The sequence below is a fragment of the Paracidovorax wautersii genome (assembly GCF_900113035.1).
GTDB lineage: Bacteria > Pseudomonadota > Gammaproteobacteria > Burkholderiales > Burkholderiaceae_C > Paracidovorax > Paracidovorax wautersii.
In genome coordinates this window covers 215,157-237,992 of the sequence record NZ_FONX01000004.1, presented here as the reverse complement: position 1 = coordinate 237,992, position 22,836 = coordinate 215,157, and the positions used below count along the sequence as shown (strand labels likewise).

General features: G+C 69.1%; 23 protein-coding genes. 14 read left to right on the top strand and 9 right to left on the bottom strand.

Annotation, left to right across the window (positions count from 1 at the left end):
* Positions 1–77: 77 nt before the first annotated feature.
* Positions 78–461 carry an Mth938-like domain-containing protein gene (locus tag BM070_RS08055; protein WP_092939141.1) on the bottom strand — a complete coding sequence of 128 codons (384 nt, stop codon included), beginning with the start codon at positions 459–461 and terminating at the stop codon, positions 78–80.
* Between the two features lie 172 nt (positions 462–633).
* On the opposite strand from BM070_RS08055, the gene BM070_RS08050 reads away from it, so the two are divergent.
* The 6 genes from BM070_RS08050 to moaD all read left to right on the top strand — a co-directional run bounded on the left by BM070_RS08050 (position 634) and on the right by moaD (position 6,909).
* Positions 634–1,863 (top strand): pyridoxal phosphate-dependent aminotransferase, encoded by a 1,230-nt coding sequence (locus BM070_RS08050; protein WP_092939140.1) that lies wholly within the window; start codon positions 634–636, stop codon positions 1,861–1,863.
* Positions 1,864–1,943: 80 nt separating this feature from the next.
* Positions 1,944–3,290, top strand: a complete 1,347-nt coding sequence (locus tag BM070_RS08045; RefSeq protein WP_092939139.1) for a homoserine dehydrogenase — start codon at positions 1,944–1,946, stop codon at positions 3,288–3,290.
* Positions 3,290–4,729: a threonine synthase gene (thrC, locus tag BM070_RS08040; RefSeq protein WP_092939138.1), complete on the top strand. Its 1,440-nt coding sequence runs from the start codon at positions 3,290–3,292 to the stop codon at positions 4,727–4,729. The genes BM070_RS08045 and thrC overlap by 1 nt, the downstream gene beginning before the upstream one ends.
* 82 nt (positions 4,730–4,811) lie before the next feature.
* Positions 4,812–5,402, top strand: coding sequence for a molybdopterin-guanine dinucleotide biosynthesis protein B (gene mobB, locus BM070_RS08035; protein ID WP_092939137.1), 591 nt, complete (start codon positions 4,812–4,814; stop codon positions 5,400–5,402).
* Positions 5,402–6,634, top strand: a complete 1,233-nt coding sequence (locus BM070_RS08030) for a molybdopterin molybdotransferase MoeA (RefSeq protein WP_092939136.1) — start codon at positions 5,402–5,404, stop codon at positions 6,632–6,634. Before mobB ends, BM070_RS08030 begins: the two co-directional genes overlap by 1 nt.
* Positions 6,631–6,909 (top strand): molybdopterin converting factor subunit 1, encoded by a 279-nt coding sequence (moaD, locus tag BM070_RS08025; RefSeq protein WP_092939135.1) that lies wholly within the window; start codon positions 6,631–6,633, stop codon positions 6,907–6,909. The genes BM070_RS08030 and moaD overlap by 4 nt, the downstream gene beginning before the upstream one ends.
* Positions 6,910–6,954: 45 nt before the next feature.
* Here moaD and dapA read toward each other — a convergent pair whose 3' ends face one another.
* From dapA to BM070_RS08010, 3 genes are all read right to left on the bottom strand, one after another.
* Positions 6,955–7,869, bottom strand: a complete 915-nt coding sequence (dapA, locus tag BM070_RS08020) for a 4-hydroxy-tetrahydrodipicolinate synthase (protein ID WP_092939134.1) — start codon at positions 7,867–7,869, stop codon at positions 6,955–6,957.
* Between the two features lie 300 nt (positions 7,870–8,169).
* The gene (locus BM070_RS08015) at positions 8,170–8,487 is read right to left on the bottom strand and encodes a hypothetical protein (RefSeq protein ID WP_092939133.1); all 318 of its coding nucleotides are present in this window, start codon (positions 8,485–8,487) and stop codon (positions 8,170–8,172) included.
* Positions 8,488–8,519: 32 nt separating this feature from the next.
* Complete coding sequence (locus tag BM070_RS08010; RefSeq protein WP_092939132.1) at positions 8,520–8,774, bottom strand: hypothetical protein; 255 nt, start codon at positions 8,772–8,774, stop codon at positions 8,520–8,522.
* Positions 8,775–8,988: 214 nt separating this feature from the next.
* On the opposite strand from BM070_RS08010, the gene BM070_RS08005 reads away from it, so the two are divergent.
* Both BM070_RS08005 and BM070_RS08000 read left to right on the top strand, forming a co-directional pair.
* Positions 8,989–9,219 carry a hypothetical protein gene (locus BM070_RS08005; protein ID WP_092939131.1) on the top strand — a complete coding sequence of 77 codons (231 nt, stop codon included), beginning with the start codon at positions 8,989–8,991 and terminating at the stop codon, positions 9,217–9,219.
* A gap of 8 nt (positions 9,220–9,227) precedes the next feature.
* Positions 9,228–9,707: a molybdenum cofactor biosynthesis protein MoaE gene (locus BM070_RS08000; RefSeq protein ID WP_092939249.1), complete on the top strand. Its 480-nt coding sequence runs from the start codon at positions 9,228–9,230 to the stop codon at positions 9,705–9,707.
* Positions 9,708–9,757: 50 nt separating this feature from the next.
* Here the strand turns inward: BM070_RS08000 and BM070_RS07995 are convergent, their stop codons facing one another.
* Positions 9,758–10,753 carry a Bug family tripartite tricarboxylate transporter substrate binding protein gene (locus BM070_RS07995; RefSeq protein WP_139222784.1) on the bottom strand — a complete coding sequence of 332 codons (996 nt, stop codon included), beginning with the start codon at positions 10,751–10,753 and terminating at the stop codon, positions 9,758–9,760.
* Positions 10,754–10,882: 129 nt separating this feature from the next.
* Between BM070_RS07995 and clpB the strand changes: the two genes are divergently transcribed.
* The 5 genes from clpB (at position 10,883) to BM070_RS07970 (ending at position 17,526) form a co-directional block, all read left to right on the top strand.
* A complete protein-coding gene (gene clpB, locus BM070_RS07990) occupies positions 10,883–13,495 on the top strand; it encodes an ATP-dependent chaperone ClpB (RefSeq protein WP_092939130.1) in 2,613 nt (870 codons plus the stop codon).
* Between the two features lie 69 nt (positions 13,496–13,564).
* Positions 13,565–13,906 carry a hypothetical protein gene (locus BM070_RS07985; RefSeq protein WP_092939129.1) on the top strand — a complete coding sequence of 114 codons (342 nt, stop codon included), beginning with the start codon at positions 13,565–13,567 and terminating at the stop codon, positions 13,904–13,906.
* A 190-nt stretch (positions 13,907–14,096) separates the two neighbouring features.
* Entirely contained in the window at positions 14,097–15,533 is a 1,437-nt protein-coding gene (locus tag BM070_RS07980) for a coniferyl aldehyde dehydrogenase (RefSeq protein WP_092939128.1), read from the top strand.
* A 150-nt stretch (positions 15,534–15,683) separates the two neighbouring features.
* Entirely contained in the window at positions 15,684–16,205 is a 522-nt protein-coding gene (locus BM070_RS07975; RefSeq protein ID WP_092939127.1) for a GNAT family N-acetyltransferase, read from the top strand.
* Positions 16,206–16,335: 130 nt separating this feature from the next.
* On the top strand, positions 16,336–17,526 hold the full coding sequence (locus BM070_RS07970) for a methyltransferase (protein WP_092939126.1): 1,191 nt from the start codon (positions 16,336–16,338) through the stop codon (positions 17,524–17,526).
* Positions 17,527–17,575: 49 nt separating this feature from the next.
* On the opposite strand, the gene BM070_RS07965 is transcribed toward BM070_RS07970, so the two are convergent.
* Positions 17,576–18,061: a hypothetical protein gene (locus BM070_RS07965; RefSeq protein WP_092939247.1), complete on the bottom strand. Its 486-nt coding sequence runs from the start codon at positions 18,059–18,061 to the stop codon at positions 17,576–17,578.
* Between the two features lie 222 nt (positions 18,062–18,283).
* Here BM070_RS07965 and BM070_RS07960 point away from each other — a divergent pair, with 222 nt between their 5' ends.
* Positions 18,284–19,276: a tRNA dihydrouridine synthase gene (locus tag BM070_RS07960; protein WP_092939125.1), complete on the top strand. Its 993-nt coding sequence runs from the start codon at positions 18,284–18,286 to the stop codon at positions 19,274–19,276.
* Here the strand turns inward: BM070_RS07960 and BM070_RS07955 are convergent.
* The 3 genes from BM070_RS07955 to BM070_RS07945 form a co-directional block, all read right to left on the bottom strand.
* The gene (locus BM070_RS07955) at positions 19,236–21,113 is read right to left on the bottom strand and encodes a phospholipase D family protein (RefSeq protein ID WP_092939124.1); all 1,878 of its coding nucleotides are present in this window, start codon (positions 21,111–21,113) and stop codon (positions 19,236–19,238) included. The genes BM070_RS07960 and BM070_RS07955 overlap by 41 nt on opposite strands.
* Before the next feature lie 98 nt (positions 21,114–21,211).
* On the bottom strand, positions 21,212–22,372 hold the full coding sequence (gene ribD / locus BM070_RS07950; protein WP_434803177.1) for a bifunctional diaminohydroxyphosphoribosylaminopyrimidine deaminase/5-amino-6-(5-phosphoribosylamino)uracil reductase RibD: 1,161 nt from the start codon (positions 22,370–22,372) through the stop codon (positions 21,212–21,214).
* Positions 22,372–22,827: a type IV pilin protein gene (locus BM070_RS07945; RefSeq protein ID WP_092939123.1), complete on the bottom strand. Its 456-nt coding sequence runs from the start codon at positions 22,825–22,827 to the stop codon at positions 22,372–22,374. Before BM070_RS07945 ends, ribD begins: the two co-directional genes overlap by 1 nt.
* Positions 22,828–22,836: the final 9 nt, after the last annotated feature.

Sequence of the window (22,836 nt, the reverse complement as noted above, 5' to 3'; positions counted from 1 at the left end):
GCCCCCGACCGCAACCCGGTATTTTACCCTGAAACGCACACTTTCGCCGGTCGCAGTCTGTAACCAAAATGCACGAATCATGCCGGTTCGGTGCTCTCCAGCAGCAGCGCCGCGGCCACGTTGCGGCCCTCGCCGGCCAGGATGTTGTAGGTGCGGCAGGCGGCCTGCGTGTCCATGGTTTCCAGGCCGATGCGCCGCGCCATGAGCGGCTGCAGCCAGGCCGGCGGCGGGAAGCGGTTGCGCCCGCCGCTGCCGAAGATGACCAGCTCGCAGTCCAGCTCGGCCAGCTGCGCGAAGTGCGCGGGCGTGAGGTCTTCGTAGCGCGCGCAGTGCCATTCGGTGCGCACGCCGCCGGAGGTGATGACCACGCTGTGCGTGATGCGTTCGGCGTCGATGCCGATCCAGCCGGGCCCGTAGGCATTGATGCTCTGGGCGTCGGATCGGTCGGGCTGGAATTTCATGGGGATGTCCGGGTGGGTGGCCCCGTGCAGGGGCCCTGCGTGCCGCAGGGCGCGGGCCCGGTTCCGTCGTGTAGAACTGTGGTCAAATTATAGGTTTCACCGGGGGTGCGCCGTGCCCCGCAGGACCGATTCCCCTTCTCCTGGCGGCCTTTGGCGCCGCCAATCGCGCAGCATGAAGACCGTCCACAAATCCGCCAAGCTCAATAACGTTCTCTACGATGTGCGAGGCCCGATCGTGGATGCGGCCAAGCAGATGGAGGACGAGGGTCAGAAGATCATCAAGCTGAACATCGGCAACATGGCGCCGTTCGGCTTCGATCCGCCCGAGGAAATCCAGCAGGACATGATCCGCAACCTGCCCGACTCGGCAGGCTATTCGGACAGCAAGGGCATCTTCGCCGCGCGCAAGGCGGTGATGCACTACTCGCAGCAGCTGGGCATCGCCGGCGTGACGCTGGACGACATCTACCTGGGTAACGGCGCCAGCGAACTGATCGTGATGGCCACCAATGCGCTGCTCGACGACGGCGACGAGCTGCTGGTGCCCATGCCCGACTACCCGCTCTGGACGGCCGCGGTCTCGCTCTCGGGCGGCAAGCCCGTGCATTACCTCTGCGACGAGGCCGACGGCTGGCTGCCCAGCCTGGACGACATCCGCGCCAAGATCACGCCGCGCACGCGCGGCATCGTGGTCATCAACCCCAACAACCCCACCGGCGTGCTCTATCCGCCGGAGCTGCTGCGCGGCATCGTCGCCATCGCCCGCGAGCACGGCCTGGTGCTGATGGTCGATGAGGTCTATGACAAGGTGCTCTATGAGGGCGCGGTCTTCACCTCGATGGCGAGCCTCTCCACCGACGTGCTGACGCTCACCTTCAACTCGCTCTCCAAGGCCTATCGCTCGTGCGGCTTCCGCGCCGGCTGGATGATCGTCTCCGGCCCCAAGCAGGATGCGCGCGACTACATCGAAGGCCTGAACATGCTGGCCAACCTCAAGCTGGGCTCCAACGTGCCCGGCCAGTGGGCCATCCAGACCGCGCTGGGCGGCTACCAGAGCATCAACGATCTGGTGGCCGAAGGCGGGCGCCTGCGCCGCCAGCGCGATCTGGCCTACGAGCTCATCTCGGCGATCCCGGGCGTGAGCTGCGTCAAGCCGCAGGCGGCGCTCTACATGTTCCCCCGCCTGGACCCGGCGATGTACCCCATCGCCGACGACCGCCAGTTCTTCATGGAAGTGCTGCGCGCCACCCGCGTGATGCTGGTGCAGGGCTCGGGCTTCAACTTCCCCGACAACCAGCATTTCCGCATCGTGTTCCTGCCGCACGAGGGCGACCTGCGCGTGGCCATCGGCCGGCTGGCGGACTTCCTCGCCCAGTACCGCCAGCGGCACGCCGCCGCCTGACGGGAATTCACTCCTTTTTTGATAGCTGCGAGCGTAGATAGATCAAGCGCTCCAGACCATTTTGACCTGAGATTTTTGATATGAAACCGATCCAAGTAGGCCTGCTGGGCATTGGCACCGTGGGCAGCGGCGTCTTCAACGTGCTGCAACGCAACCAGGAAGAGATCCGCCGCCGCGCCGGCCGCGGCATCGAAGTGACCATGGTGGCCGACCTGGATGTGGAGCGCGCCCGCGCCGTGGCCGGCGAGCACGTGCAGGTGGTCAGCGACGCCCGTGCCGTCATCGCCAACCCCGACATCGACATCGTGGTCGAGCTCATCGGCGGCTACGGCATCGCCAAGGCGCTGGTGCTCGAAGCCATCGCCGCCGGCAAGCACGTGGTCACCGCCAACAAGGCGCTGCTGGCCGTGCATGGCACCGAGATCTTCGCCGCCGCCGCCGCCAAGGGCGTGATGGTCGCCTTCGAGGCCGCCGTGGCCGGTGGCATCCCCATCATCAAGGCGCTGCGCGAAGGCCTCACGGCCAACCGCATCCAGTGGATCGCCGGCATCATCAACGGCACCACCAACTTCATCCTGTCCGAGATGCGCGACAAGGGCCTGGACTTCGACGTGGTGCTCAAGGAGGCTCAAGCGCTGGGCTACGCCGAGGCCGACCCGACCTTCGACATCGAAGGCGTGGATGCCGCGCACAAGGCCACCATCATGTCGGCCATCGCCTTCGGCATCCCGGTGCAGTTCGACAAGGCCTACGTCGAAGGCATCACTCAGCTGGCCGGCGCCGACATCAAGTACGCCGAGCAGCTGGGCTACCGCATCAAGCTGCTGGGCATCGCCAAGCGCCGCACGGGCGAGGGCGTGGACGGCGTGGAGCTGCGCGTGCACCCCACGCTGATCCCGGCCAAGCGCCTGATCGCCAACGTCGAAGGCGCCATGAACGCCGTCGTGGTGCAGGCCGATGCGGTGGGCACCACGCTCTACTACGGCAAGGGCGCGGGCAGCGAGCCCACGGCCAGCGCCGTGATCGCCGACCTGGTGGACATCGCCCGCCTGGCCTCGGCCGACCCCGGCCACCGCGTGCCCTACCTGGCCTTCCAGCCGCACACGCTGGACCAGGCCCAGGCCGCCTTGCCCGTGCTGCCTGCCAGCGAATTCGTCACCAGCTACTATCTGCGCCTGCGCGTGGCCGACCAGGCCGGCGTGCTGACCAAGGTCACGGGCCTGCTGGCCGGCGCCGGCATCAGCATCGATGCCGTGCTGCAGCGCGAGGCCGACGAAGTGGGCGGCGAAGGCGCCGCGCAGACCGACCTCATCATCCTCACGCACGAGACCCGCGAAGGCACCATGAACGACGCCATCGTCCAGATGCAGGCCCTGCCCACGGTGCTCGCGCCCATCACGCGCATCCGCAAGGAAGAGTTGAACTGATGCTGTACCTCTCCACGCGCGGCCATTCGGACCGCAAGCGCTTTTGCGACATCCTGCTCGAAGGCCTGGCGCCCGACGGCGGCCTCTATCTGCCCGAGCGCTACCCGCGCATCGACGACGCCGCGCTCACCCGCCTGCGCACGGCCTACCACGAGCAGGGTTACGCGGAACTCGCCTTCCAGATCCTGTCGCTCTACATCGACGACATTCCCGCCGCAGACCTGAAGCGCCTGTGCGAGAAGACGTACACGGCCGAGGTCTTCGGCACTGGCGAGATCGTGCCGCTGCGCCACCTCGAAGACGGCCTCTGGCTCGAAGCCCTGTCCAACGGCCCCACGCTGGCCTTCAAGGACATGGCCATGCAGCTGCTGGGCAACCTGTTCGAATATGAACTGGCCCGGCGCGGCGAGCAGCTCAACATCCTGGGCGCGACCAGCGGCGACACCGGCAGCGCGGCCGAATACGCCATGAAGGGCAAGGCCGGCGTGCGCGTCTTCATGACCAGCCCCAGCGGCCGCATGAGCCCCTTCCAGCAGGCGCAGATGTTCAGCCTGCAGGACGCGAACATCCACAACATCGCCATCGAAGGCGTGTTCGACGACTGTCAGGACATCGTCAAGGCCGTGAGCAACGACCTGGAGTTCAAGCGCCGCTACAAGATCGGCACCGTCAACTCGATCAACTGGGCGCGCCTCCTGGCTCAGGTGGTCTATTACTTCGCCGGCTACGTGCAGGCGACCGAGACCAACGACCAGAAGGTCAGCTTCACCGTGCCCTCGGGCAACTTCGGCAACGTCTGCGCCGGCCACGTCGCGCGCATGATGGGCCTGCCCATCGACCGGCTGGTGGTGGCCACCAACGAAAACGACGTGCTCGACGAGTTCTTCCGCACCGGCGTCTATCGCGTGCGCGGCAGCGCCGACACGCACGAGACCTCCAGCCCCTCGATGGACATCAGCAAGGCCAGCAACTTCGAGCGCTTCGTGTTCGACCTGCTGGGCCGCGACGCCGCGCGCACCCAGGCGCTGTTCGGCGACGCGCTGGCCCGCGACGGCCGCTTCGACCTGAGTGCCGATCCGCACTTCGCCGAAGCCGCCACGCGCTACGGCTTCGCCAGCGGCAAGAGCACCCATGCCGACCGCCTGGCCACCATCAAGGACAACTTCGTGCGCCACGGCGTGACCATCGACACCCACACCGCCGACGGCGTGAAGGTGGCGCTGGAGCAGCGCGGCGATGCGGCCGTGCCGATGATCGTGCTGGAGACGGCGCTGCCCATCAAGTTCGCCGAAACCATCGTCCAGGCCCTGGGCCAGCCGCCCGAGCGGCCCGCGAAGTTCGAAGGCATCGAGGCCCTGCCCAAGCGCGTGCAGCTGATGCCCGCCGATGCCGAGGCGGTCAAGGACTACATCCGCCGCCACGTGCCGGAAGCCGCCTGAAGCGGTCTGAAGCAAAAAAAGCCTGCAGCCCTTGCCATGCAACGGCTCGCAGCTATGGTTTGAATAGCACAAAGGAATCAGGATGAAGGTGGTCGGCTTTGCCGGGTTTTCGGGCTGCGGCAAGACCACGCTGGTCGAGCAATTGATTCCCGAGTTGCGGCTGCAGGGCCTGCGCGTGTCGGTGGTCAAGCATGCGCACCACAATTTCGACATCGACCATGTCGGCAAGGACACCTGGCGCCACCGCGAGGCCGGCGCCTACGAGGTGGCCGTGGCCTCCGACCGGCGCCTGGCCGTGATGCGCGAATTCGAGTCGCCCGGCGCCCTCAGCGTGCATGCGCTGCTGGCCGAGCTCGATGCCGGCGTGGACTGGGTGCTGGTCGAAGGCTTCAAGGAAAGCGACCTGCCCAAGGTCGAGGTCTGGCGCATGCCCTCGCCCGACTACCGCGAGCGTCCCGCGCGCTACCCCGAAGACCCGCACATCGTCGCCATCGCCACCGATGCCGCGCCCGCCGGCCTGCCCGCGCCCACCACGCTGCCGGTGTTCGACGTGCGCGACCCGCACGCGCTGGCGAACTGGCTGCTGGTCCAGGGCGGGCGCTTCGACTACGCCCGTCCGGTGGCGCCTGCATCCGCAGCGGCCGTTCCCCCTCATCCCGCAGGAGCCCTCTGATGCGAGCCCCCTTGAAACCGCTGGACGACGCGCTCGCCGAACTGCTGGCCCGGGCCGTGCCCGTGCTCGGCGTGGAGACCGTGGACAGCTTCGACGCCGACGGCCGGGTGCTCCGTGAGGGCGCCACCTCGCCGCTGCAGGTGCCGCCAGCCGACAACAGCTCCATGGACGGCTACGCCGTGCGTGTGGCCGATCTGGCGGGTGGCGGTGCCACCGCAGCCGAGTTGCCCGTCTCGCAGCGCATTCCCGCCGGCAGCGCCGCCCAGCCGCTGGCAGCCGGCACTGCCGCCCGCATCTTCACCGGCGCCCCGGTGCCGGCCGGCGCCGACGCCATCGTCATGCAGGAAGATTGCGAGCCGCTGGAGGGCGGCGAGCGCGTGCGCATCAACGCCGTGCCCGCGCCCGGGCAGTGGATCCGCCGGGCGGGCGAAGACATCACCCTGGGCGCCCAGGTGCTCTCCGCCGGCACCCGGCTGGGCCCCGCATCCCTGGGGCTAGCCGCCAGCATCGGGCTGGCGCGGCTCACGGTGTCGCGGCGCCCGCGCGTGGCCTTGTTCTCCACCGGCGACGAACTCGTCATGCCCGGCGACGTGCCCCCCGAGCGCATGCCGCCCGGCGCCATCTACAACAGCAACCGCTTCTTCCTGCGCGCCATGCTGCGCCGGCTGGGCTGCGATGTGACCGATCTGGGCATCGTGCCCGACCGGCGCGACGCCACCATCGAGGCGCTGCGCTCGGCCAGCGCCGCGCACGACCTCATCCTGACCAGCGGCGGCGTGTCGGTGGGCGAGGAAGACCACATCAAGCCCGCCGTCGAGACGCTGGGCGAGCTGCACCTCTGGCAGATCGCCATGAAGCCGGGCAAGCCCTTCGCCTACGGCCGCATCGGCGACGCGCATTTCATGGGGCTGCCGGGCAACCCCGTGTCGAGCTTCGTCACCTTCTCGCTGCTGGTGCGCCCCTTCCTGCTGGCCCTGCAGGGCACGGCCGACGTGGCGCCCCGCGCCATGGCCGTCACCGCCGGCTTCGACTGGCTGCGCGCCGACAAGCGCCGCGAATTCCTGCGCGTGCGCTGGGGCGCGGACGGCCGGCTGGAGCGCTTCGGCAACCAAAGCTCGGGCGTGCTCACCTCCGCCGCCTGGGGCGACGGCGTGGTGGACAACCCCGCGGGCCAGACCATCGCCCGGGGCGACACCGTGCGTTTCATCTCCTTCGCCGATCTGCTGTCATGAGCCAGGACACCACTGCCGCCGCCATCACCGTCGAGGTGCGCTATTTCGCCTCCATACGCGAGGCTATCGGCCGCGGCAGCGAAACCGTGCAGACCCGCGCCGCCACCCTGGGCGCACTGCGGAGCGAACTCATCGCCCGCGGCGAGCCCTGGTCCACCGCGCTCGCCCCCGGCCGGGCGGTGCGCATGGCGCTCGACCAGACCATGAGCGGCGAAGACGCGGCCCTGAAGGCGGGCGCCGAAGTCGCGTTCTTTCCGCCCGTCACGGGCGGGTAAGGGCTGTTAAAGGCGGCTGAGGCCGCCCGCCGTTCCTCTTTCCGCTCAGAGCCGCGCGAGCGCCGCTTCCTGTGCGGCCGCCAGCTCGCGCAGCCGCTGTGCCAGTGCGGGCGACACCGGCGTCATCGGAGCGCGCAGCCCGTCGTCCATCCAGCCTTGCTGCGCCAGCAGCGCCTTCACCGGCGCGGGGTTGGGTTCGGCGAAGAGGGCCGGGATCAGCGGCGCCAGCGCCTGCCAGAGCGGCCGGGCGCGGTCCAGCTCGCCTTGGGCGATGGCCTGCATGCATTCCACCAGCCGCTCGGGCCGCCAGTGCGCGCTGGCGGCGATGGCGCCTGCGCCGCCGAGGGCCATGGTCGAAAAGATCTGCCCATCCTCGCCCGCGAGCACCTGCAGCGCGCCATCGGCGATCAGCGCCTGCGTCTTGGCGGCATCGCCGCCGCAGTCCTTGATCGCCCGGATGCGCGGGTGGGCCGCCAGGGCGCGCAGCGTGGCCAGTTCCAGCGTGGCGCCGGTGCGGTAGGGAATGTCATAGACGATGAGCGGACGGGCGCTGGCCTCGGCGATGGCTTTGAACCACTGGCGCAGCCCGGCCTGCGAAGGGCGGATGTAGTGCGGCGCCGGCACCAGCAGGCCGGCGAGCGGGCGCTGGTTCAGCTGCCGCACACGCTCGAGCACATGGCCCAGGTGGTAGCCCGATAGGCCCATCACCACCGGCAGGCCGTCGGCGGCGTCGGTCACGGTGTCCAGCACCGCGTCCTGCTCGGCGGTTTCCAGCGCGGCTGCCTCGCCCGTGGAGCCGCAGGCGACGAAGCCGGCGATGCCGCTGCCGCGCAGGCGCTGCACCAGCGACCGCAGCGCGGCATGGTCGATGTGCCCGCCCTGGAAGGGCGTGACGAGGGGAACCCAGAGCCCGGAGAAATCGGACGTGGCTGGGGTGGCTGGCTGTGTGGCTTGGGGCATGGCGAATCCTTGAGGACGGAAGAACGACCGTTTCGGAGTACCGCCAGATGCATGCGCGCGGCGACCGTTCGGGCAGTCCGACCAGGGTCGGCAACAAGGGGAGGGGGAGTGGGGTGGGGCTGCCAGGTGGTTCCGTCGCTCATCCGGACGGAACCGCAGCTCCGGTCAGATGAGCTGTGGTTTCTTGGCTTTGCCTGCGCAGCGCACTGCCGCCGGCTGGGCGGCGGTTGGGGAGCAGTGCTGGCGCGAATGCATGGCGAAAAGTATAGCCACGGCCGTGTAAACGTTCGCGTAAAGATTTCAGGCTGCGGGCAGTTCCGGGCTGCGCCACTCCAGCAGCTCCGCCAGCCGCAGCGTGATCCAGCGCGCTTCTGCTGCGATCACGCCGGAATCTGCCGTGTTCAGGCCTGAATGGATGCCACGCAGAATGTCGGCTTCGGACGGCGCCTGGGTGTGGTAGAGCGTCTGCGCGCGCTCCACCAGGTGGCAGGCCAGGTCTTCGCAGAGCTCGTAGCGGGCGCGCACGACGTCGCTGCGCTCGGTCAGGCGCTGGCGGGTGTCGCTATAGACGGCGATGAAGGACGGGGGGACGTGGATCTGGTTGTCTTCTTCGGACATACGCGGTGCTTTCCGTTCGCGTTCGGTTTCGCTCAGTCCGGCACGAAGCGCGACTCGAAGCGCTCCATGTCCTGCGTCAGCTCGAAGGTGACGAGCTGGCCCATCTTCATGTCCGAGAGGCGGCAGGCGGCGAAGAGGCTGTAGCGGCCGCTCAGGTCGAAGCTCGGCAGGTCGATGATCGCGTAGGGGTGGGGCACGAAGACCTCGTGCTCGAAGACAACGCGGTGCTGGTTGCGGGGCGACGGAAAAAGCTTGTAGCGGTCGGTGGTGATGGTCTGTGTGGCCATGTCGGGAGCGTTAAAGTGCGGGGCTGCAGGCCGTGGGCGGCTGCCGCCGCGCGCATGAAGGTCTGAGGATCTGGCGCAGATGATGGCATGGCCGGCCCTTTCAACGCATTTCCGCCGGCCTGCGCCGCCCGTGGGCGGCATGGCGCGTGCGGCCTTCGCACCGTCCGCTTCCTGTTTCCCCTTTTTTCGATCACTTCGCAGACGACATCACCGCATGGCCCGCAATCCCAACGAATGGACCCAGAAGATCATGGCGCTCGTCAAGGTCGGCAACGTGGCGGGTGCCACCGCGCAGATCCGCGTGGCGCCCACCGTGGCCGACCTGAAGCGCCTGCAGGCCGCGCTGGCCGCGCCCGGCGCGCCCGCGGCCGGCCGCCAGCTGGAGACGGTGGTGGCCGAGCAGATCGTGGCGCTGTCCGCCCCCCGCCTGCACCGTTCGCCATGAGTGCCGCCATGCCCCGCGTTTCCATCCAGACCGCCGACTTCGACGTGGCCGCCGAGCTGGCCGCGCTGCGCGCTGCCGATGCCCGCGTGGGGGCGGTGTGCAGCTTCGTGGGCGTGGTGCGCGACCGCAGCGACGGCCAGAGCGTCGCATCGATGGAGCTGGAGCACTACCCCGGCATGACCGAGAAGTCGATCGAGGCCATGATCGACGAGGCCCTGGCGCGTTTCGACGTGCTCGGCGCCCGGGTGATCCACCGCGTGGGGCTGCTCGCGCCGCTCGACCAGATCGTGCTGGTGGCCGTCAGTTCGGCCCACCGGGGCGCGAGCTTCCAGGCCTGCGAGTTCCTCATGGACTACCTCAAGACCCAGGCCCCGTTCTGGAAGAAGGAAGCCACGCCCGAGGGCGCGCGCTGGGTGGATGCGCGCGTCTCGGACGATGCGGCGCTGGAGCGCTGGGGCATCCGCGCCGCGAATGCGCCTTCACGCTGATTCGCTATTGATTTGATAGCTGAATGCCCAGGCGCATCAAGCGCTGCGGCTCATAAAGGCTGGAACCCGCTGTCCCGGATGATGCGCTGCCAGGCCGCTGTATAGGTCCGCACCCGCCCCGCGAACTGGCCCTGCGGCTCGAAGCCCACGTTCAGGCCCATGGCGGTGAGCTTCTCGCGCACGTCGGGCATGGCCAGCGCCTGCTGCAGCGCGGCGCCGAAGCGGTCGATGACCGGCTGGGGCGTGCCGGCCGGTGCGAACAGGCCGTAGTAGGGGTAGTCGTCCAGATGGTCGAAGCCCAGCTCGCCGAAGGTGGGCACCTGGGGCAGCAGCGGCTGGCGCCTGGCGCCGATGACGGCGACGATGCGCAGCTTGCCCGCGCGCTGCAGCTCGATCAGGTCGGGCACCGAGGCGATGCCCGCCGCGATCTGGTTGCCCAGCATGTCGGCCGTCATGGGCGCGCTGCCGCGGTAGGGCGCGGCCTGCAGGTCCAGCTGGTAGCGCTGCGCCATCAGCCGTACGAGGAATTCGGGGATCGAGCCGGGCGCGGGCACGCCGATCGTGTCCTTGCCCCCGCGCTGGGTCTTCACCCAGCGCACGTACTCGTCCATGCTGCGCGCAGGCGTGGCGCCCGAGACGGCCAGCACGTTGGCGAAGGTGGCCAGGCCGGCCACGGGCACGAAATCGGCCGCCGGCTGGAAACCCGGGTTGCGTATGACCTGCGGCAAGATCGAGATGGTGTGGTCGTGCGAGAGTAGCAAGGTGTGCCCGTCCGGCGCGGCCGTCTTCAGCGCCTGAGCGGCGATCTGCCCGCCCGCGCCGGCGCGGTTTTCGACCACCACGGGCGCATGCAGCAGGTCCTTGAGCTTGTCGGCCAGCAGGCGCGCGATGGCGTCGCTGCCCGCGCCGGCCGGAAAACCCACCAGCAGCCGCACCGGCGCGCCCTGCGGCTGCGCGCCGGCCCAGCCGGCCGCCGTGGCCAGGGTGGCGGCGGTGAAGGCGCGGCGGGACAACTGGGGCACGCGGGGTGGGGCGATCGGGGGCATGGCGGGGCTCCTGGGGTGATGGGGTCCGGACATTGTCCGGCAAGGCCGGCGCACTGCACACGCTCGCCGTCCGGCTTGAATCCGATCCGGACGGCCGCATATCCATGGCAATCCGGAGGTTTTTCCATCATGCGACAAGACAAACTCACCACCAAGTTCCAAGAAGCCCTGGGCGATGCGCAATCGCTGGCCCTGGGGCATGACAACGCCTACATCGAAGCCCCCCACCTGCTGCTGGCCATGCTGCGCCAGGACGGTGGCCCGCGCGCGCTGCTCGAGCGTGCCGGCGCCAACGTGCGCGGGCTCGAAACCGCGGCCGAAGCCGCCATTCAGCGCCTGCCGCAGGTGCAGGGCGGCGACGGCGTGCAGGTCGGCCCCGAGCTGGGCCGGCTGCTGCAGGCCACCGAAAAGGAAGCCATCAAGCGCGGCGACCAGTTCATCGCGGGCGAACTCTTCCTGCTGGCCGTGGCCGACGCCAAGGGCGACGTGGGCACGCTGGCCCGCTCCAACGGCCTGACGCGCAAGAGCCTGGAATCGGCCATCGAAGCCGTGCGCGGCGGCCAGAAGATGGACAGCGCCGAGGCCGAGGGCCAGCGCGAGGCGCTCAAGAAATACTGCATGGACCTGACCGAGCGCGCCCGCGCCGGCAAGCTGGACCCGGTGATCGGCCGCGACGACGAGATCCGCCGCGCCATCCAGGTGCTGCAGCGCCGCAGCAAGAACAACCCCGTGCTGATCGGCGAGCCCGGCGTGGGCAAGACCGCCATCGTCGAAGGCCTGGCCCAGCGCATCGTGGCCGGCGAAGTGCCCGAATCGCTCAAGAACAAGCGCGTGCTGAGCCTGGACATGGCCGCGCTGCTGGCTGGCGCCAAGTTCCGCGGCGAGTTCGAGGAACGCCTGAAGAGCGTGCTGAGCGAGCTGGCCAAGGACGAGGGCCAGACCATCGTCTTCATCGACGAGCTGCACACCATGGTGGGCGCCGGCAAGGCCGAAGGCGCCATGGATGCGGGCAACATGCTGAAACCCGCCCTGGCGCGCGGCGAGCTGCACTGCGTGGGCGCGACCACGCTCGACGAATACCGCAAGTACATCGAAAAAGACGCGGCGCTGGAGCGGCGCTTCCAGAAGATCCTGGTGGGCGAACCCACGGTGGAGGCCACCATCGCCATCCTGCGCGGCCTGCAGGAAAAGTACGAGCTGCACCACGGCGTGGAGATCACCGACCCGGCCATCGTGGCCGCGGCCGAGCTGTCGAACCGCTACATCACCGACCGCTTCCTGCCCGACAAGGCCATCGACCTGATCGACGAGGCCGCGGCCAAGATCAAGATCGAGATCGATTCCAAGCCCGAGGCCATCGACAAGCTCGACCGCCGGCTGATCCAGCTGCAGATCGAGCGCGAAGCCGTGAAGAAGGAAAAGGACGAGGCCTCGCAGAAGCGCCTGGCGCTGCTCGAAGAGGAGATCGGCAAGCTGCAGAAGGACATCGCAGACCTGGAGGACATCTGGACCGCCGAGAAGGCCCAGGCCCAGGGCAGCCAGCACGTGCGCGAGCAGGTCGAGAAGGTGAAGCTGCAGATCGAGGACCTCAAGCGCAAGGGCGACTTCAACAAGGTCGCCGAGCTGCAGTACGGCCAGCTGCCGGACCTGGAGCGCCAGCTCAAGGAAGCGCAGGCCAAGGAAGAGGGCACCGATGGCACCGCCACGCCCAACCGCCTGCTGCGCACCCAGGTGGGCGCCGAGGAGATCGCAGAGGTCGTGAGCCGCGCCACGGGCATTCCCGTCTCCAAGATGATGCAGGGCGAAAAGGACAAGCTGCTGCTGATGGAAGACAAGCTGCACGAGCGCGTGGTGGGCCAGGACGAGGCGATCGCCGCCGTGGCCAACGCCATCCGCCGCTCGCGCTCGGGCCTGTCGGACCCGAACCGGCCCACGGGCTCGTTCCTGTTCCTCGGCCCCACGGGCGTGGGCAAGACCGAGCTGTGCAAGGCGCTGGCGGGCTTCCTCTTCGACAGCGAAGACCATCTGGTGCGCATCGACATGAGCGAGTTCATGGAAAAACATTCCGTGGCCCGCCTGATCGGCGCTCCGCCCGGCTACGTGGGCTATGAAGAAGGCGGCTACCTGACCGAGGCCGTGCGCCGCAAGCCCTACAGCGTGCTGCTGCTCGATGAGGTGGAAAAGGCCCACCCGGACGTGTTCAACGTGCTGCTGCAGGTGCTGGACGACGGCCGCCTGACCGACGGCCAGGGCCGCACCGTGGACTTCAAGAACACCGTGATCGTGATGACGAGCAACATCGGCTCGCATCTGATCCAGGCCATGGTCGGCCAGGACTCGCAGGACATCAAAGAGGCGGTCTGGGGGGAACTCAAGAATCATTTCCGACCCGAATTCCTCAACCGCATCGACGAGACCGTGGTGTTCCACGCGCTCGACGCGAAGAACATCGAAGCCATCGCCCGCATCCAGCTGCAGCTGCTGGAGGCCCGGCTGGCCAAGATGGACCTCGCGCTGCAGGTCTCGCCTGCCGCCGTGGCCGAGCTGGCCAAGGTCGGTTTTGATCCGGTGTTCGGGGCGCGCCCCCTCAAGCGCGCCATTCAGCAACGCATCGAGAATCCGCTGTCCAAGCTCCTGCTGGAAGGGCGCTTCCCGCCCAAGAGCGTGATTCCCGTCGATGTGGATCCGGTACTGGAGCCGGGCGTGTTCCGGTTCGGCACCCCGCAGCCCGTGGGGGCTTGAAGCTCCGGTTCCAATATGGGTTGCGCGGCGCGTATGTGCACCGCGCAACCGCCAGAAAGGAGCAAGGTTTTGAATGATTTCGTAGCTGGATTGATCCGGTGGACGCTGCGCTTGTTCGTGGTGGTCGTGGGGCTGGTGTTCTTCCTGAGCCTGGTCGCCGCAGCCGCCGTGCTGGCCCTGGCATGGGGCGTGCGCGCCCTCTGGGCCCAGCTCACAGGCCGGCCCGTCACGCCCTGGACCATGCGCATGGACCCCCGCGAAGGCTGGAGCACGGTCTATCGCAGCACCGCCCGCTGGACTGCGCGCGGCGGCCGTGCCGAGGAGCCGGCCACGCCTGGCGCGCGTTCGCGCGAGCTGCCCGGCGCGCGCGACGTGGTGGTCGATGTGGTCGAGCCGCGCGAAGTGCGCTGAGCCTGCGCGCAGCATCCACCGGCTTGACGCCACCGCAGCGCATGGCGGTCACTGCAGCCCGGGCACGCCCGGCGCCGCAATGGCTGCCATGCGTTTTCTTTTTTGAGCGGCGCTGCAGCCGGCGCGCCGCGCCGCGACAGTGCTTGCCGGCCTTACAGCCCGTTGCACGCCCGCTGCCTATGATGTTCCCATGACGCCTGCCGATATCCGCCACCAGTTCGAAGTCCAGCGCCAGGCCAGCCGCGCGCAGCCCGATGTCCCGCTGATGGTGCGGCGCGAACGCCTGCTGCGCCTGAGCAAGCTGCTGCAGGAAAACGGCCCCGTGCTGGCGGCGGCGGTGCAGGCGGATTTCGGCATGCGCTCCCCGCGCGTGACCGAGGTGGCGGACCTGCTCATGCTGCATTCGCAGCTGCGGCACACGCTGCGCCATCTGGCGCGCTGGTCGCGCCCGCAGAAGGTGCGCACGCCGCTCATGCTGCAGCCCGCGCAGGCCTGGATCGAGCGCCAGCCGCTGGGCGTGGTCGGCGTGATCGCGCCCTGGAACTACCCCGTGCAGCTGGCCCTGGGCCCGGTGATCGCCGCGCTGGCATCGGGCAACCGCGTCATGCTCAAGCCCAGCGAGCTCACGCCGCACACCTCGGCGCAGCTCGCCCTGCTGGTGGCGCAGTTCTTCTCGCCCGACGAGTTCTGCGTGGTGCAGGGCGATGCCGCCGTGGCGGCGCTGGTGGCTTCGCTGCCGTTCGATCACCTCTTCTTCACCGGCTCCACCGCCATCGGCCGCAAGGTCGCGCTGGCGGCGGCGGCCAACCTCACGCCCACCACGCTGGAGCTGGGCGGCAAGTCGCCCTGCATCATCGATGCGGACTGCGACCTGCACGAGGCCGCGCTGAAGATCGCGCACGGCAAGCTGCTCAACGCCGGCCAGACCTGCATCGCGCCCGACTACGTGCTGCTGCCGCGCGGCAGCGAAGCCGCCTTCGCCGAGGCCTACCGCGCCGCCGTGGCACGCCTGTTCCCGTACTTCGAGGGCAACCCCGACTACGCGGCCGTCATCAACGCCCGGCACCTGGCGCGGCTGCGCACCATGCTGCAGCAGGCGCAGACGCTGGGCGCCGAAGTGCATGTGCTGGAGCCGGTGCCCGGCTCGCCCCCGCCGCCCCCGCAGAGCATCGGCGACGGCGTGGGCCGGCAGATGCCGCCCGTGCTCGTCTTCGGCGCCACGCAGGCCATGCAGCTCATGCAGGAGGAGATCTTCGGCCCGGTGCTGCCCGTGCTGGCCTACGAGCGGCCGGACGATGTCATCGCCCACATCAACGCCGGCCCGCGCCCGCTCGCGCTCTACTGGTTCGGCCGCAGCGAGGCGGGGCGCAACGCCGTGCTGCGCGGCACGGTGAGCGGCGGCGTCACGCTGAACGACACGCTCCTGCACGTGGCGCACGACAACCTGCCCTTCGGCGGCGTGGGCGACAGCGGCTGGGGCGCCTATCACGGCGAGCAGGGCTTCCTGCGCTTTTGCCACCAGAAATCGGTGCTGGCGCAGGCGCGCTGGTCGCTCGGCAGCCTGCTCTATCCGCCCTACGGCGCGCGCTTCGACCAGGTTCTGGCCTGGCTCAAACGCTTCGGCTGAAGGGCGCCGCGGGCTTCGCGCAAGGGGTGCGGGGCAGGCCGCGCAAGGCCACCTGAAGGGCCTCCTATAACGGAAGGATTGAGTCGAAAAACCATTTGCGGCGACAATGCCGCTCTTTTTCGTTTTTTCATCCGTTTCCGTTCCGTTCCCATGTCCAGTATCCAGGTCCGTCCCGCCACCCTCCGCGACGCCAAAGCCATTGCCCAGATCCACACGCAATCAGCCACCGAGGCCTACCGCGGCCTGCTGCCAGACGACCAGCTGAAGTCCATGTCTTCCGTCGAGAAGCGCCAGGCCTACTGGCGCGAGGCCATCGAATACTGCGAGCCGCAAGTGCAGGTCGCCGTGGACGGCGACAAGATCGTCGGCTTCGTCGGCTTCGACCGTTCCCGCGATGAGAAGTCCCGTCCCACCACCGGTGAGATCTGGGCCATCTACGCCGCCCCCACGCACTGGAACCAGGGTGTGGGCGTGGCCCTGTGGGACGCCGCCCGCGACGGCCTGCAGGAAGAAGGCTGCACCAACGTCACCGCCTGGGTGCCGCTGCGCAACGAGCGTGCGCTGCGTTTCCACGAAATGGCCGGCTTCAAGCGCGAGATGTCCACCGCCAAGACCGCCGTCGTCGGCGGCGTGAAGATCGAGGAAGTGCGCCTGAAGCGCCCGCTGAACTGATCCCCGGGCCAGTGGCCCGGCGCCCTTTGCGGGGCGCACGGCCGGCCCGCCTTCCCTCTCTGGCATGCGCGCATCCGCTCCGGTTGCGCGCATGTTGCCTTTCAGAACCCCCTTTCCGGGCAGACCGCGCATGAACACCATCCATTGGCAAGACGCCACCGGCCAGGAGCGCAGCGCGCTCTGGCGCGCGGAAAGCGGGGCGCCCGCGCCGCGCCGCGTGCAACTGGCCGACGACACGCTGGCGGCCGACACGGCGTATCGCCTGGCCTGCGAAGGCACGGGGCTGCTCTGGGCGGGGGACTTCCACAACGCCCGGCAGCTGCTGCAGGCGCTGGCGCGCCGCGCCGATGCGCGCAGCCGCAAGTCGCCATCGCGGGGCCGCAAGGCGGCGGCCAAGCCGGCCGGCGATGCGGTGGCTGCAGCCGCAGCCATGCCCGGCCAGGCCTTCCATCTGCACCGTCAGGCGCAGGCGCAGCGTGCGCGCACGCTGGCCCAGGTGCTGGTGCCGGTGGATGCCGACTACGGCATTCCGCTGCGGCGTGCGCCCGACCTGCGCGCGGCCCTGATCGAGGCCTGGGGCCCGCCCTCCGGCGAGCCCGCCGTGGTGTCGCTGCGCGAGGTGCTGGGCCTGGTCGGCGCGCACGAATGGCGCAAGAAGGGCGTGCCCATCGCCGCCCTGGGCGAGGACGCGCGCATCCATCCGCACTACGGCGTGTATTCGCCCGTGCGTGGCGAATACATCGACCTGGTGGCCGCCACGCCGCTGCCGGCCGGCGCCCAGGCGCTGGCGTTCGACATCGGCACCGGCACCGGCGTGCTGGCGGCGGTGCTGGCCCGGCGCGGCGTGGCCCGCGTGGTGGCGACCGACCAGGACCCGCGCGCGCTGGCCTGCGCGGCCGACAACCTGCACCGCCTGGGGCTGCATCGCAAGGTGGAGCTGCAGACGGCTGACCTCTTTCCCGCAGGCCGCGCGCCGCTGGTGGTGTGCAATCCGCCCTGGGTGCCGGCGCGCGCCAATGCGCCCATCGAGCGTGCCGTGTACGACGAAGACAGCCGCATGCTGCGCGGCTTTCTCGCGGGCCTGGCGGAGCACCTGGCGCCGGGCGGGGAGGGCTGGCTGATCCTGTCGGACCTGGCCGAGCACCTGGGGCTGCGCCCACGTGCGCAACTGCTGGAGTGGATCGCCGCCGGTGGCCTGCGCGTGCTGCAGCGGCACGACGTGCGCCCGCGCCACGGCAAGGCGGCGGACCCGTCCGATCCGCTGCACGCGGCGCGTTCGGCCGAAGTGACTTCGCTCTGGCGGCTGGCCGCTGCGGCCTGAGGTGATGCGAGGCCGGTGCCGATGCCCGTGCCTGCGTGGCGCGGCCTCGTCAGGCCGGCAGCAGTTGCTGCATGCGTTCCCGCACCGAGGCCGCCCGCTCTGCGCCGGCCTGCACGGTGATCTCGGCCAGCAGGCCTTCGCCCACTTCCAGCATGCTGTCGCGGTCGCGCGCGGCGCGCAGCGCTTCGCGGAACTGCTCGGCCAGCTCCGGGTCGCGTCGGGCGAACATACGCTCGCACATGTCGAAGAGGTACATGCGGGCGCCGGCCAGCGACCGCAGTGCGTTCGAGGGGGCCGGTGCTTCGCCCGCGCCGGCATCGGTGTCCGCCGGCGTGCCGGGCGGTTCGAGTGCGGTCAGATAGCCCTGGCGCAGCAGTTCGCTCACCATCTCGGCGCCCAGGCCGTTGTACATCGCGTCCAACTCCACCTTGGACCGTCCGTCGGCCAGCAGCAGCAGCGAACGCTCGCGCAGGCTGAGCGTGCGAACGCCGGGCGAGAGTTCGAGTCGGGCTTTGTCGGTTTTCTGCAGCAGCATGGAGCGGTAGCCTGCCACGAGGCAGGTGGCCTATTGGACACGGTAGGCGTGACGCGGCCATGACGCGGGGTCTTGGCGGGAATGGGTTTGCTATATATTTGATAGCGTGGTGCGCAGGATAATCAAGCGCTCAAGGCAGTTTTCATTCATGTTTTCAACTGATCGCCGGTGTCCGGCGCTATCGCTGCGGGCCTTGCCGGCCCGGTGCCCGAGGGCCCGCCCATGACGCTGCTGCTGGCGCCCATGGAGGGGCTGCTCGACTTCGTGCTGCGCGACGTGCTCACGCGCGTGGGGGGCGTGGACCGCTGCGTGTCCGAATTCATCCGCATCACCGATTCGCTGCTGCCCGACAAGGTCTTCCTGCGCTACATCCCCGAGCTGAACCACGGCGGGCGCACCCGGGCCGGCGTGCCGGTGCGCGCCCAGCTGCTGGGCTCCGACCCGGTGAGCATGGCCGAGAACGCGGCCCGGCTGGCCGAGCTGGGCCCCGAAGGCATCGACCTGAACTTCGGTTGCCCCGCCAAGGTGGTCAACCGCCACGGCGGCGGCGCGGCGCTGCTGCGCGAGCCCGAGCGCATCGCCGCCGTGGTCTCGGCCGTGCGGCGCGCGGTGCCGGCGCATCTGCCTGTGTCCGCCAAGATGCGCCTGGGCTACGACGACACCAGCCTGACGCTGGAATGCGCCCAGGCCATGGCCGACGGCGGCGCCTGCGAGCTGGTCGTGCATGCGCGGACCAAGACGGACGGCTACCGCCCGCCCGCGTACTGGGAGCGCATTCCGGCCATCCGCGCCGCCGTCGCCATCCCCGTGGTGGCCAATGGCGAGATCTGGACCGTCGCCGACGCTCAGCGCTGCCGAGAGGTGTCAGGCGGGCAGGCGCTGATGCTGGGGCGCGGCATCGTCGCCGACCCCGGGCTGGCCCTGGCCATCCGTGCGGCCGACGAGGCGGGAGGCCCGCCGCACGGCGAAGCGCTGCCCTGGGCCGCGCTGCTGCCGCACATCGCCGATTTCTGGCAGCTGGTGTGCGAGGACCTGGAGCCGCGCCAGCGCGCCGGCCGCCTCAAGCAGTGGCTCAACCTGCTGCGACGCCGCTACCCCGAGGCCGAGGCCGCCTACCAGCACGTGCGCACGATGACGGACCAGCAGGCGATCACGCAATGGGTGGCGCAGCAGCTCACAGCAGCTGGTCAGGCGCCAGCGGCCCCAGCAGCTTGAGGATCAGCCGCAGGCCCAGGCTGGTGTTCGGGTCGGTCGTGGCATCGGGCAGGCCGCTGCCTTCGGGCGCGATCCAGCGCAGGCCACCCTGCGCATCGCGCTCCAGCCGCCAGGCGTTGTACCGCATGGCCGATTCGATCTGCGCGGCCGCCTGGCCCGAGAGTTCGGCACTGCGGATCAGCAGCGCGATCTCGGTGTTCTGCAGCTGCGAGCGCAGGTCCAGGTTCATCGAGCCGATCACCAGCAGCCGGCCGTCGATGACCATGACCTTGGAGTGCAGCATGGCCCGCGAATCCTGCGCCGGCTCGCCGCCCGCTGCGCCTGCGCTGCTGCCGAAGGCCGAGCGCAGGCCCGCCGCGTCGCTGCGCATCTCGTAGAGCTCGATGCCCATGTCCAGCAGCTCCTGGCGGTGCCGCGCATAGCCCACGTGGGCGATGGGCGCATCGTTGGACGCCAGCGAGTTGGTCAGGATGCGCACCCGCACGCCGCGAGCGCGCGCCTTGGCGAAGGCGGCCTTCATGTCGTCGCCGGGCACGAAATAGGGCGAGATGATGAGCAGATCGCTGCGCGTCAGGCCGATCAGCTTGAGCACGCCATCCACCACCGTGTCGCCATCCGATGTGATGGGAATCGTGCCCGTCTTTGGCTCCGGGCCTTCAGGCGTGGAGCCGGGCGCCGCGGGGGATTGCCCAGGTGCATCGCTGCTCGCGGAGGCCGCAGGGTCGTCCAGCGGGATCTTGGTCGGCTTGTCCGCCATCAGCACGGCAGGCGCCCACACGAAACCGGCCCGCGCCAGATCCATGGGCCTGGCGCGCCAGACGCGCTCGCGCTGCTCCTGCGTGGGCCCGCCTGCGGCGGGGCGCGGCTCTCCATCGGGCGGCATCGGGCGGCTGCTGCCTGCACGCTCGTTGCTGCTGCTGTCGGCAACGCTGCCGTTGCCGGAGACGTTCCGCGCCGCCTGGGTTGCGCCGCTGCGAGCCGGCGCGGCAGCGTCGCCGGTGACGTCCTCGTCGCCGGAGTGGTCGTTGCTCCCATCGTCCTGCAGCACCTGTGTGCGCAGGCGGTCCAGCTCCTCGCGCGTGATCAGCGACTGCACCGGATAGGCCCGCTCGTTGTTCCAGTAGCTGTCGAAGCTGCGCGACATGTCCTGCACGATGGGGCCGGCGGCCAGCACGTCCATGTCCACGAAATTGGCGGCATCGGAGAAGCCGAAATAGGCATCGCCCAGATTGCGCCCACCCGTCACGCCCATCACGTTGTCGGCCAGGAAGAGCTTGTTGTGCATGCGCTGCTGCACCCGGGAGAAGTCGGTGAGCGAGCTCCAGAGCCGCCCGATAGGCGAGGCCCGCGAGCCCGCCACCGGGTTGAACATGCGCATCTCGATGCGCGGCTCGAACGCCATGCGCATCACCAGCGCATTGCGCCCTGTGCTGTGGAAGTCGTCCAGCAGGATGCGCACCCGCACCCCCCGCCGCGCGGCTGCCACGATGCCGCGCAACAACCGTTCGCTGCTGGCGTCGGCGTGGATGGCGTAGTACTGCAGGTCCAGGGTTTTCTGGGCCTGCTGGATGAGGGCGAGGCGGCTGGTGAATGCGTCCTGGGGGGAGTCGAGCAGCAGGAAGGCGGAGGTGTTCCCGCGCCTTGCTTCCTTGGCTGGTCCACCGAGTCCGGAAAGAATCTTCTGCAGCGCTGAGCCGTCCGAAGGAGGCAGCGACGTGGATACGGGGCGCTCAACGTGCTGTGGAAGGCCTGCGCACCCTGCCATCAGGCCCGCAGCCAGGACGAAAGCAGCCCAGCGCAATGATCGGTGCAAGAGGGCGGTGGGCGTGTGGTGCATATCTGGCTGCAGCGTTGAAGACGTGGTGCGGCAGATATACCAATCTTCTGCTGCAAAGCGTGTCGGACGGACTCGCTCTGCAGCTTGGTTCAGAGCGCTCAGCTGGCACGCGGCACGAAGGCCGCACGCCCCGGCGGGCGTGCCAGCAGTCTGAGATCCGGCCCCACTGGCTGATGGCTATGGAACTCCAGCGTCGCGCTTTCCTGCAACGACTGCAGGGGGCCCCAGCTCGTGATGCCGCGTGTGCCGGCTCCCAGAAGCTTGGGGGCGACGTAGGCCAGAACTTCATCGACGAGATGGGCCTCCACCAAGGCGCCGTTGAGCGTCTGCCCCGCTTCGACGTGCAACTCATTGACGTTGCGCTGCGCCAGATCGCGCAGCATGGCGGCGAGCTCCACGCGCCCGCTCGCATCGGGCATGGTGATCACCTGAGCGCCTAGTGCTTCCAGATGACTTTTCCGGGAGGGGGCGTCGATGCCGGTGTAGATAAGCACAGATCGGTGGCTGACGCTCCAGAGGCGCGCATTGGCAGGCGTGCGGAGGTCGCTGTCCACGATGACCAGATGTGGCTGGCGCGGCGTTTCCACCTCCCGCACATCCAGCGACGGATCGTCTGCGAGCACCGTACCGATGCCCGTCAGCACTGCGCATGCCCGCGCCCTCCAGGCATGGCCGTCAGCGCGCGCCTGGGGTGATGTGATCCACTGGCTTTGGCCGTTCTGAAGCGCAGTCGCTCCGTCCAGCGAGATCGCCGTCTTCAGCCTGACCCAGGGCGTGCCGCGAATCATGCGGCTGAAGAAGCCCACATTCAGCTCGACGGATTCCTCGGCCCCTTCACCGACTTCCACCGCCACTCCGGCGGCACGGAGCTTGGCGAAACCCTGGCCTGCCACCAGTGGGTTGGGATCGGACACGCTCGCCACGACGCGCTGAATGCCAGCGCTGATGAGCGCATCGCAGCAGGGGCCGGTGCGTCCACGGTGTGAGCACGGCTCCAGCGTCACGTAGGCCGTTGCTCCTCGGGCCTCCAGGCCTCGCGCTGCCACATCGCGCAAGGCCATCACCTCGGCATGGGCGCTGCCCGCGGCCTGTGTGGAGCCAACGCCCAGCACGTCGCCCGTGGACGAGACGATCACGCAGCCGACGCGGGGGTTGGGGTTGGAGCGATACAGCGCTTGGCTTGCATAGCTCAGTGCGCTGCGCATGAACGGTGAGCTGGTACGGCTCGGCTCGCTGGCTTGCTGTGCCTGGGAATTCATCACTTGTTCCAGCAGCTCGGGTCATAGCCCGCGTCACCGGACTTCTTGCCGTTTGCCGAGCGCGCACCGTCCTGCGCCAACGTGTAGGTTCCGCATTTGTCACCTGCCTGTATTCCCCTCGGCGTAGCCGACAGGATATAGGTGGAGTCGGTTCTAGCCGTCAACGCGATGACGTATGTATTCGATGGCACGACCGGCAAGTTCGTGCTGTTGAGCTGGTCGGTCGTCGGATATATGCCGGTTGCGGTCGCCGCGCGTTCCATCCACTGCGCAGCCTGCAGCAGGGCGCTTCGTGCTTCTGTGCGGTAGCCACGGCGTAGATACTCGTTGTAAGTCGGAATGGCAATCGACGCCAAGATGCCGACGACTGCCACCACGATCATCATTTCGATCAAGGTGAAGCCTTGTTGGCTGGCGCGTGCGGTGTCCGCACTATGGGAGTTTGAAGAAATCATGATGCTCTG

Excerpts from the sequence above, each read along its gene's own strand:
- BM070_RS08055 (WP_092939141.1), bottom strand. The coding sequence starts at position 461 with ATGAAATTCCAGCCCGACCGATCCGACGCCCAGAGCATCAATGCCTAC.
- BM070_RS08050 (WP_092939140.1), top strand. The coding sequence starts at position 634 with ATGAAGACCGTCCACAAATCCGCCAAGCTCAATAACGTTCTCTACGAT.
- BM070_RS08045 (WP_092939139.1), top strand. The coding sequence starts at position 1,944 with ATGAAACCGATCCAAGTAGGCCTGCTGGGCATTGGCACCGTGGGCAGC.
- thrC (WP_092939138.1), top strand. The coding sequence starts at position 3,290 with ATGCTGTACCTCTCCACGCGCGGCCATTCGGACCGCAAGCGCTTTTGC.
- mobB (WP_092939137.1), top strand. The coding sequence starts at position 4,812 with ATGAAGGTGGTCGGCTTTGCCGGGTTTTCGGGCTGCGGCAAGACCACG.
- BM070_RS08030 (WP_092939136.1), top strand. The coding sequence starts at position 5,402 with ATGCGAGCCCCCTTGAAACCGCTGGACGACGCGCTCGCCGAACTGCTG.
- moaD (WP_092939135.1), top strand. The coding sequence starts at position 6,631 with ATGAGCCAGGACACCACTGCCGCCGCCATCACCGTCGAGGTGCGCTAT.
- dapA (WP_092939134.1), bottom strand. The coding sequence starts at position 7,869 with ATGCCCCAAGCCACACAGCCAGCCACCCCAGCCACGTCCGATTTCTCC.
- BM070_RS08015 (WP_092939133.1), bottom strand. The coding sequence starts at position 8,487 with ATGTCCGAAGAAGACAACCAGATCCACGTCCCCCCGTCCTTCATCGCC.
- BM070_RS08010 (WP_092939132.1), bottom strand. The coding sequence starts at position 8,774 with ATGGCCACACAGACCATCACCACCGACCGCTACAAGCTTTTTCCGTCG.
- BM070_RS08005 (WP_092939131.1), top strand. The coding sequence starts at position 8,989 with ATGGCCCGCAATCCCAACGAATGGACCCAGAAGATCATGGCGCTCGTC.
- BM070_RS08000 (WP_092939249.1), top strand. The coding sequence starts at position 9,228 with ATGCCCCGCGTTTCCATCCAGACCGCCGACTTCGACGTGGCCGCCGAG.
- BM070_RS07995 (WP_139222784.1), bottom strand. The coding sequence starts at position 10,753 with ATGCCCCCGATCGCCCCACCCCGCGTGCCCCAGTTGTCCCGCCGCGCC.
- clpB (WP_092939130.1), top strand. The coding sequence starts at position 10,883 with ATGCGACAAGACAAACTCACCACCAAGTTCCAAGAAGCCCTGGGCGAT.
- BM070_RS07980 (WP_092939128.1), top strand. The coding sequence starts at position 14,097 with ATGACGCCTGCCGATATCCGCCACCAGTTCGAAGTCCAGCGCCAGGCC.
- BM070_RS07975 (WP_092939127.1), top strand. The coding sequence starts at position 15,684 with ATGTCCAGTATCCAGGTCCGTCCCGCCACCCTCCGCGACGCCAAAGCC.
- BM070_RS07970 (WP_092939126.1), top strand. The coding sequence starts at position 16,336 with ATGAACACCATCCATTGGCAAGACGCCACCGGCCAGGAGCGCAGCGCG.
- BM070_RS07965 (WP_092939247.1), bottom strand. The coding sequence starts at position 18,061 with ATGCTGCTGCAGAAAACCGACAAAGCCCGACTCGAACTCTCGCCCGGC.
- BM070_RS07960 (WP_092939125.1), top strand. The coding sequence starts at position 18,284 with ATGACGCTGCTGCTGGCGCCCATGGAGGGGCTGCTCGACTTCGTGCTG.
- BM070_RS07955 (WP_092939124.1), bottom strand. The coding sequence starts at position 21,113 with ATGCACCACACGCCCACCGCCCTCTTGCACCGATCATTGCGCTGGGCT.
- ribD (WP_434803177.1), bottom strand. The coding sequence starts at position 22,372 with ATGAATTCCCAGGCACAGCAAGCCAGCGAGCCGAGCCGTACCAGCTCA.
- BM070_RS07945 (WP_092939123.1), bottom strand. The coding sequence starts at position 22,827 with ATGATTTCTTCAAACTCCCATAGTGCGGACACCGCACGCGCCAGCCAA.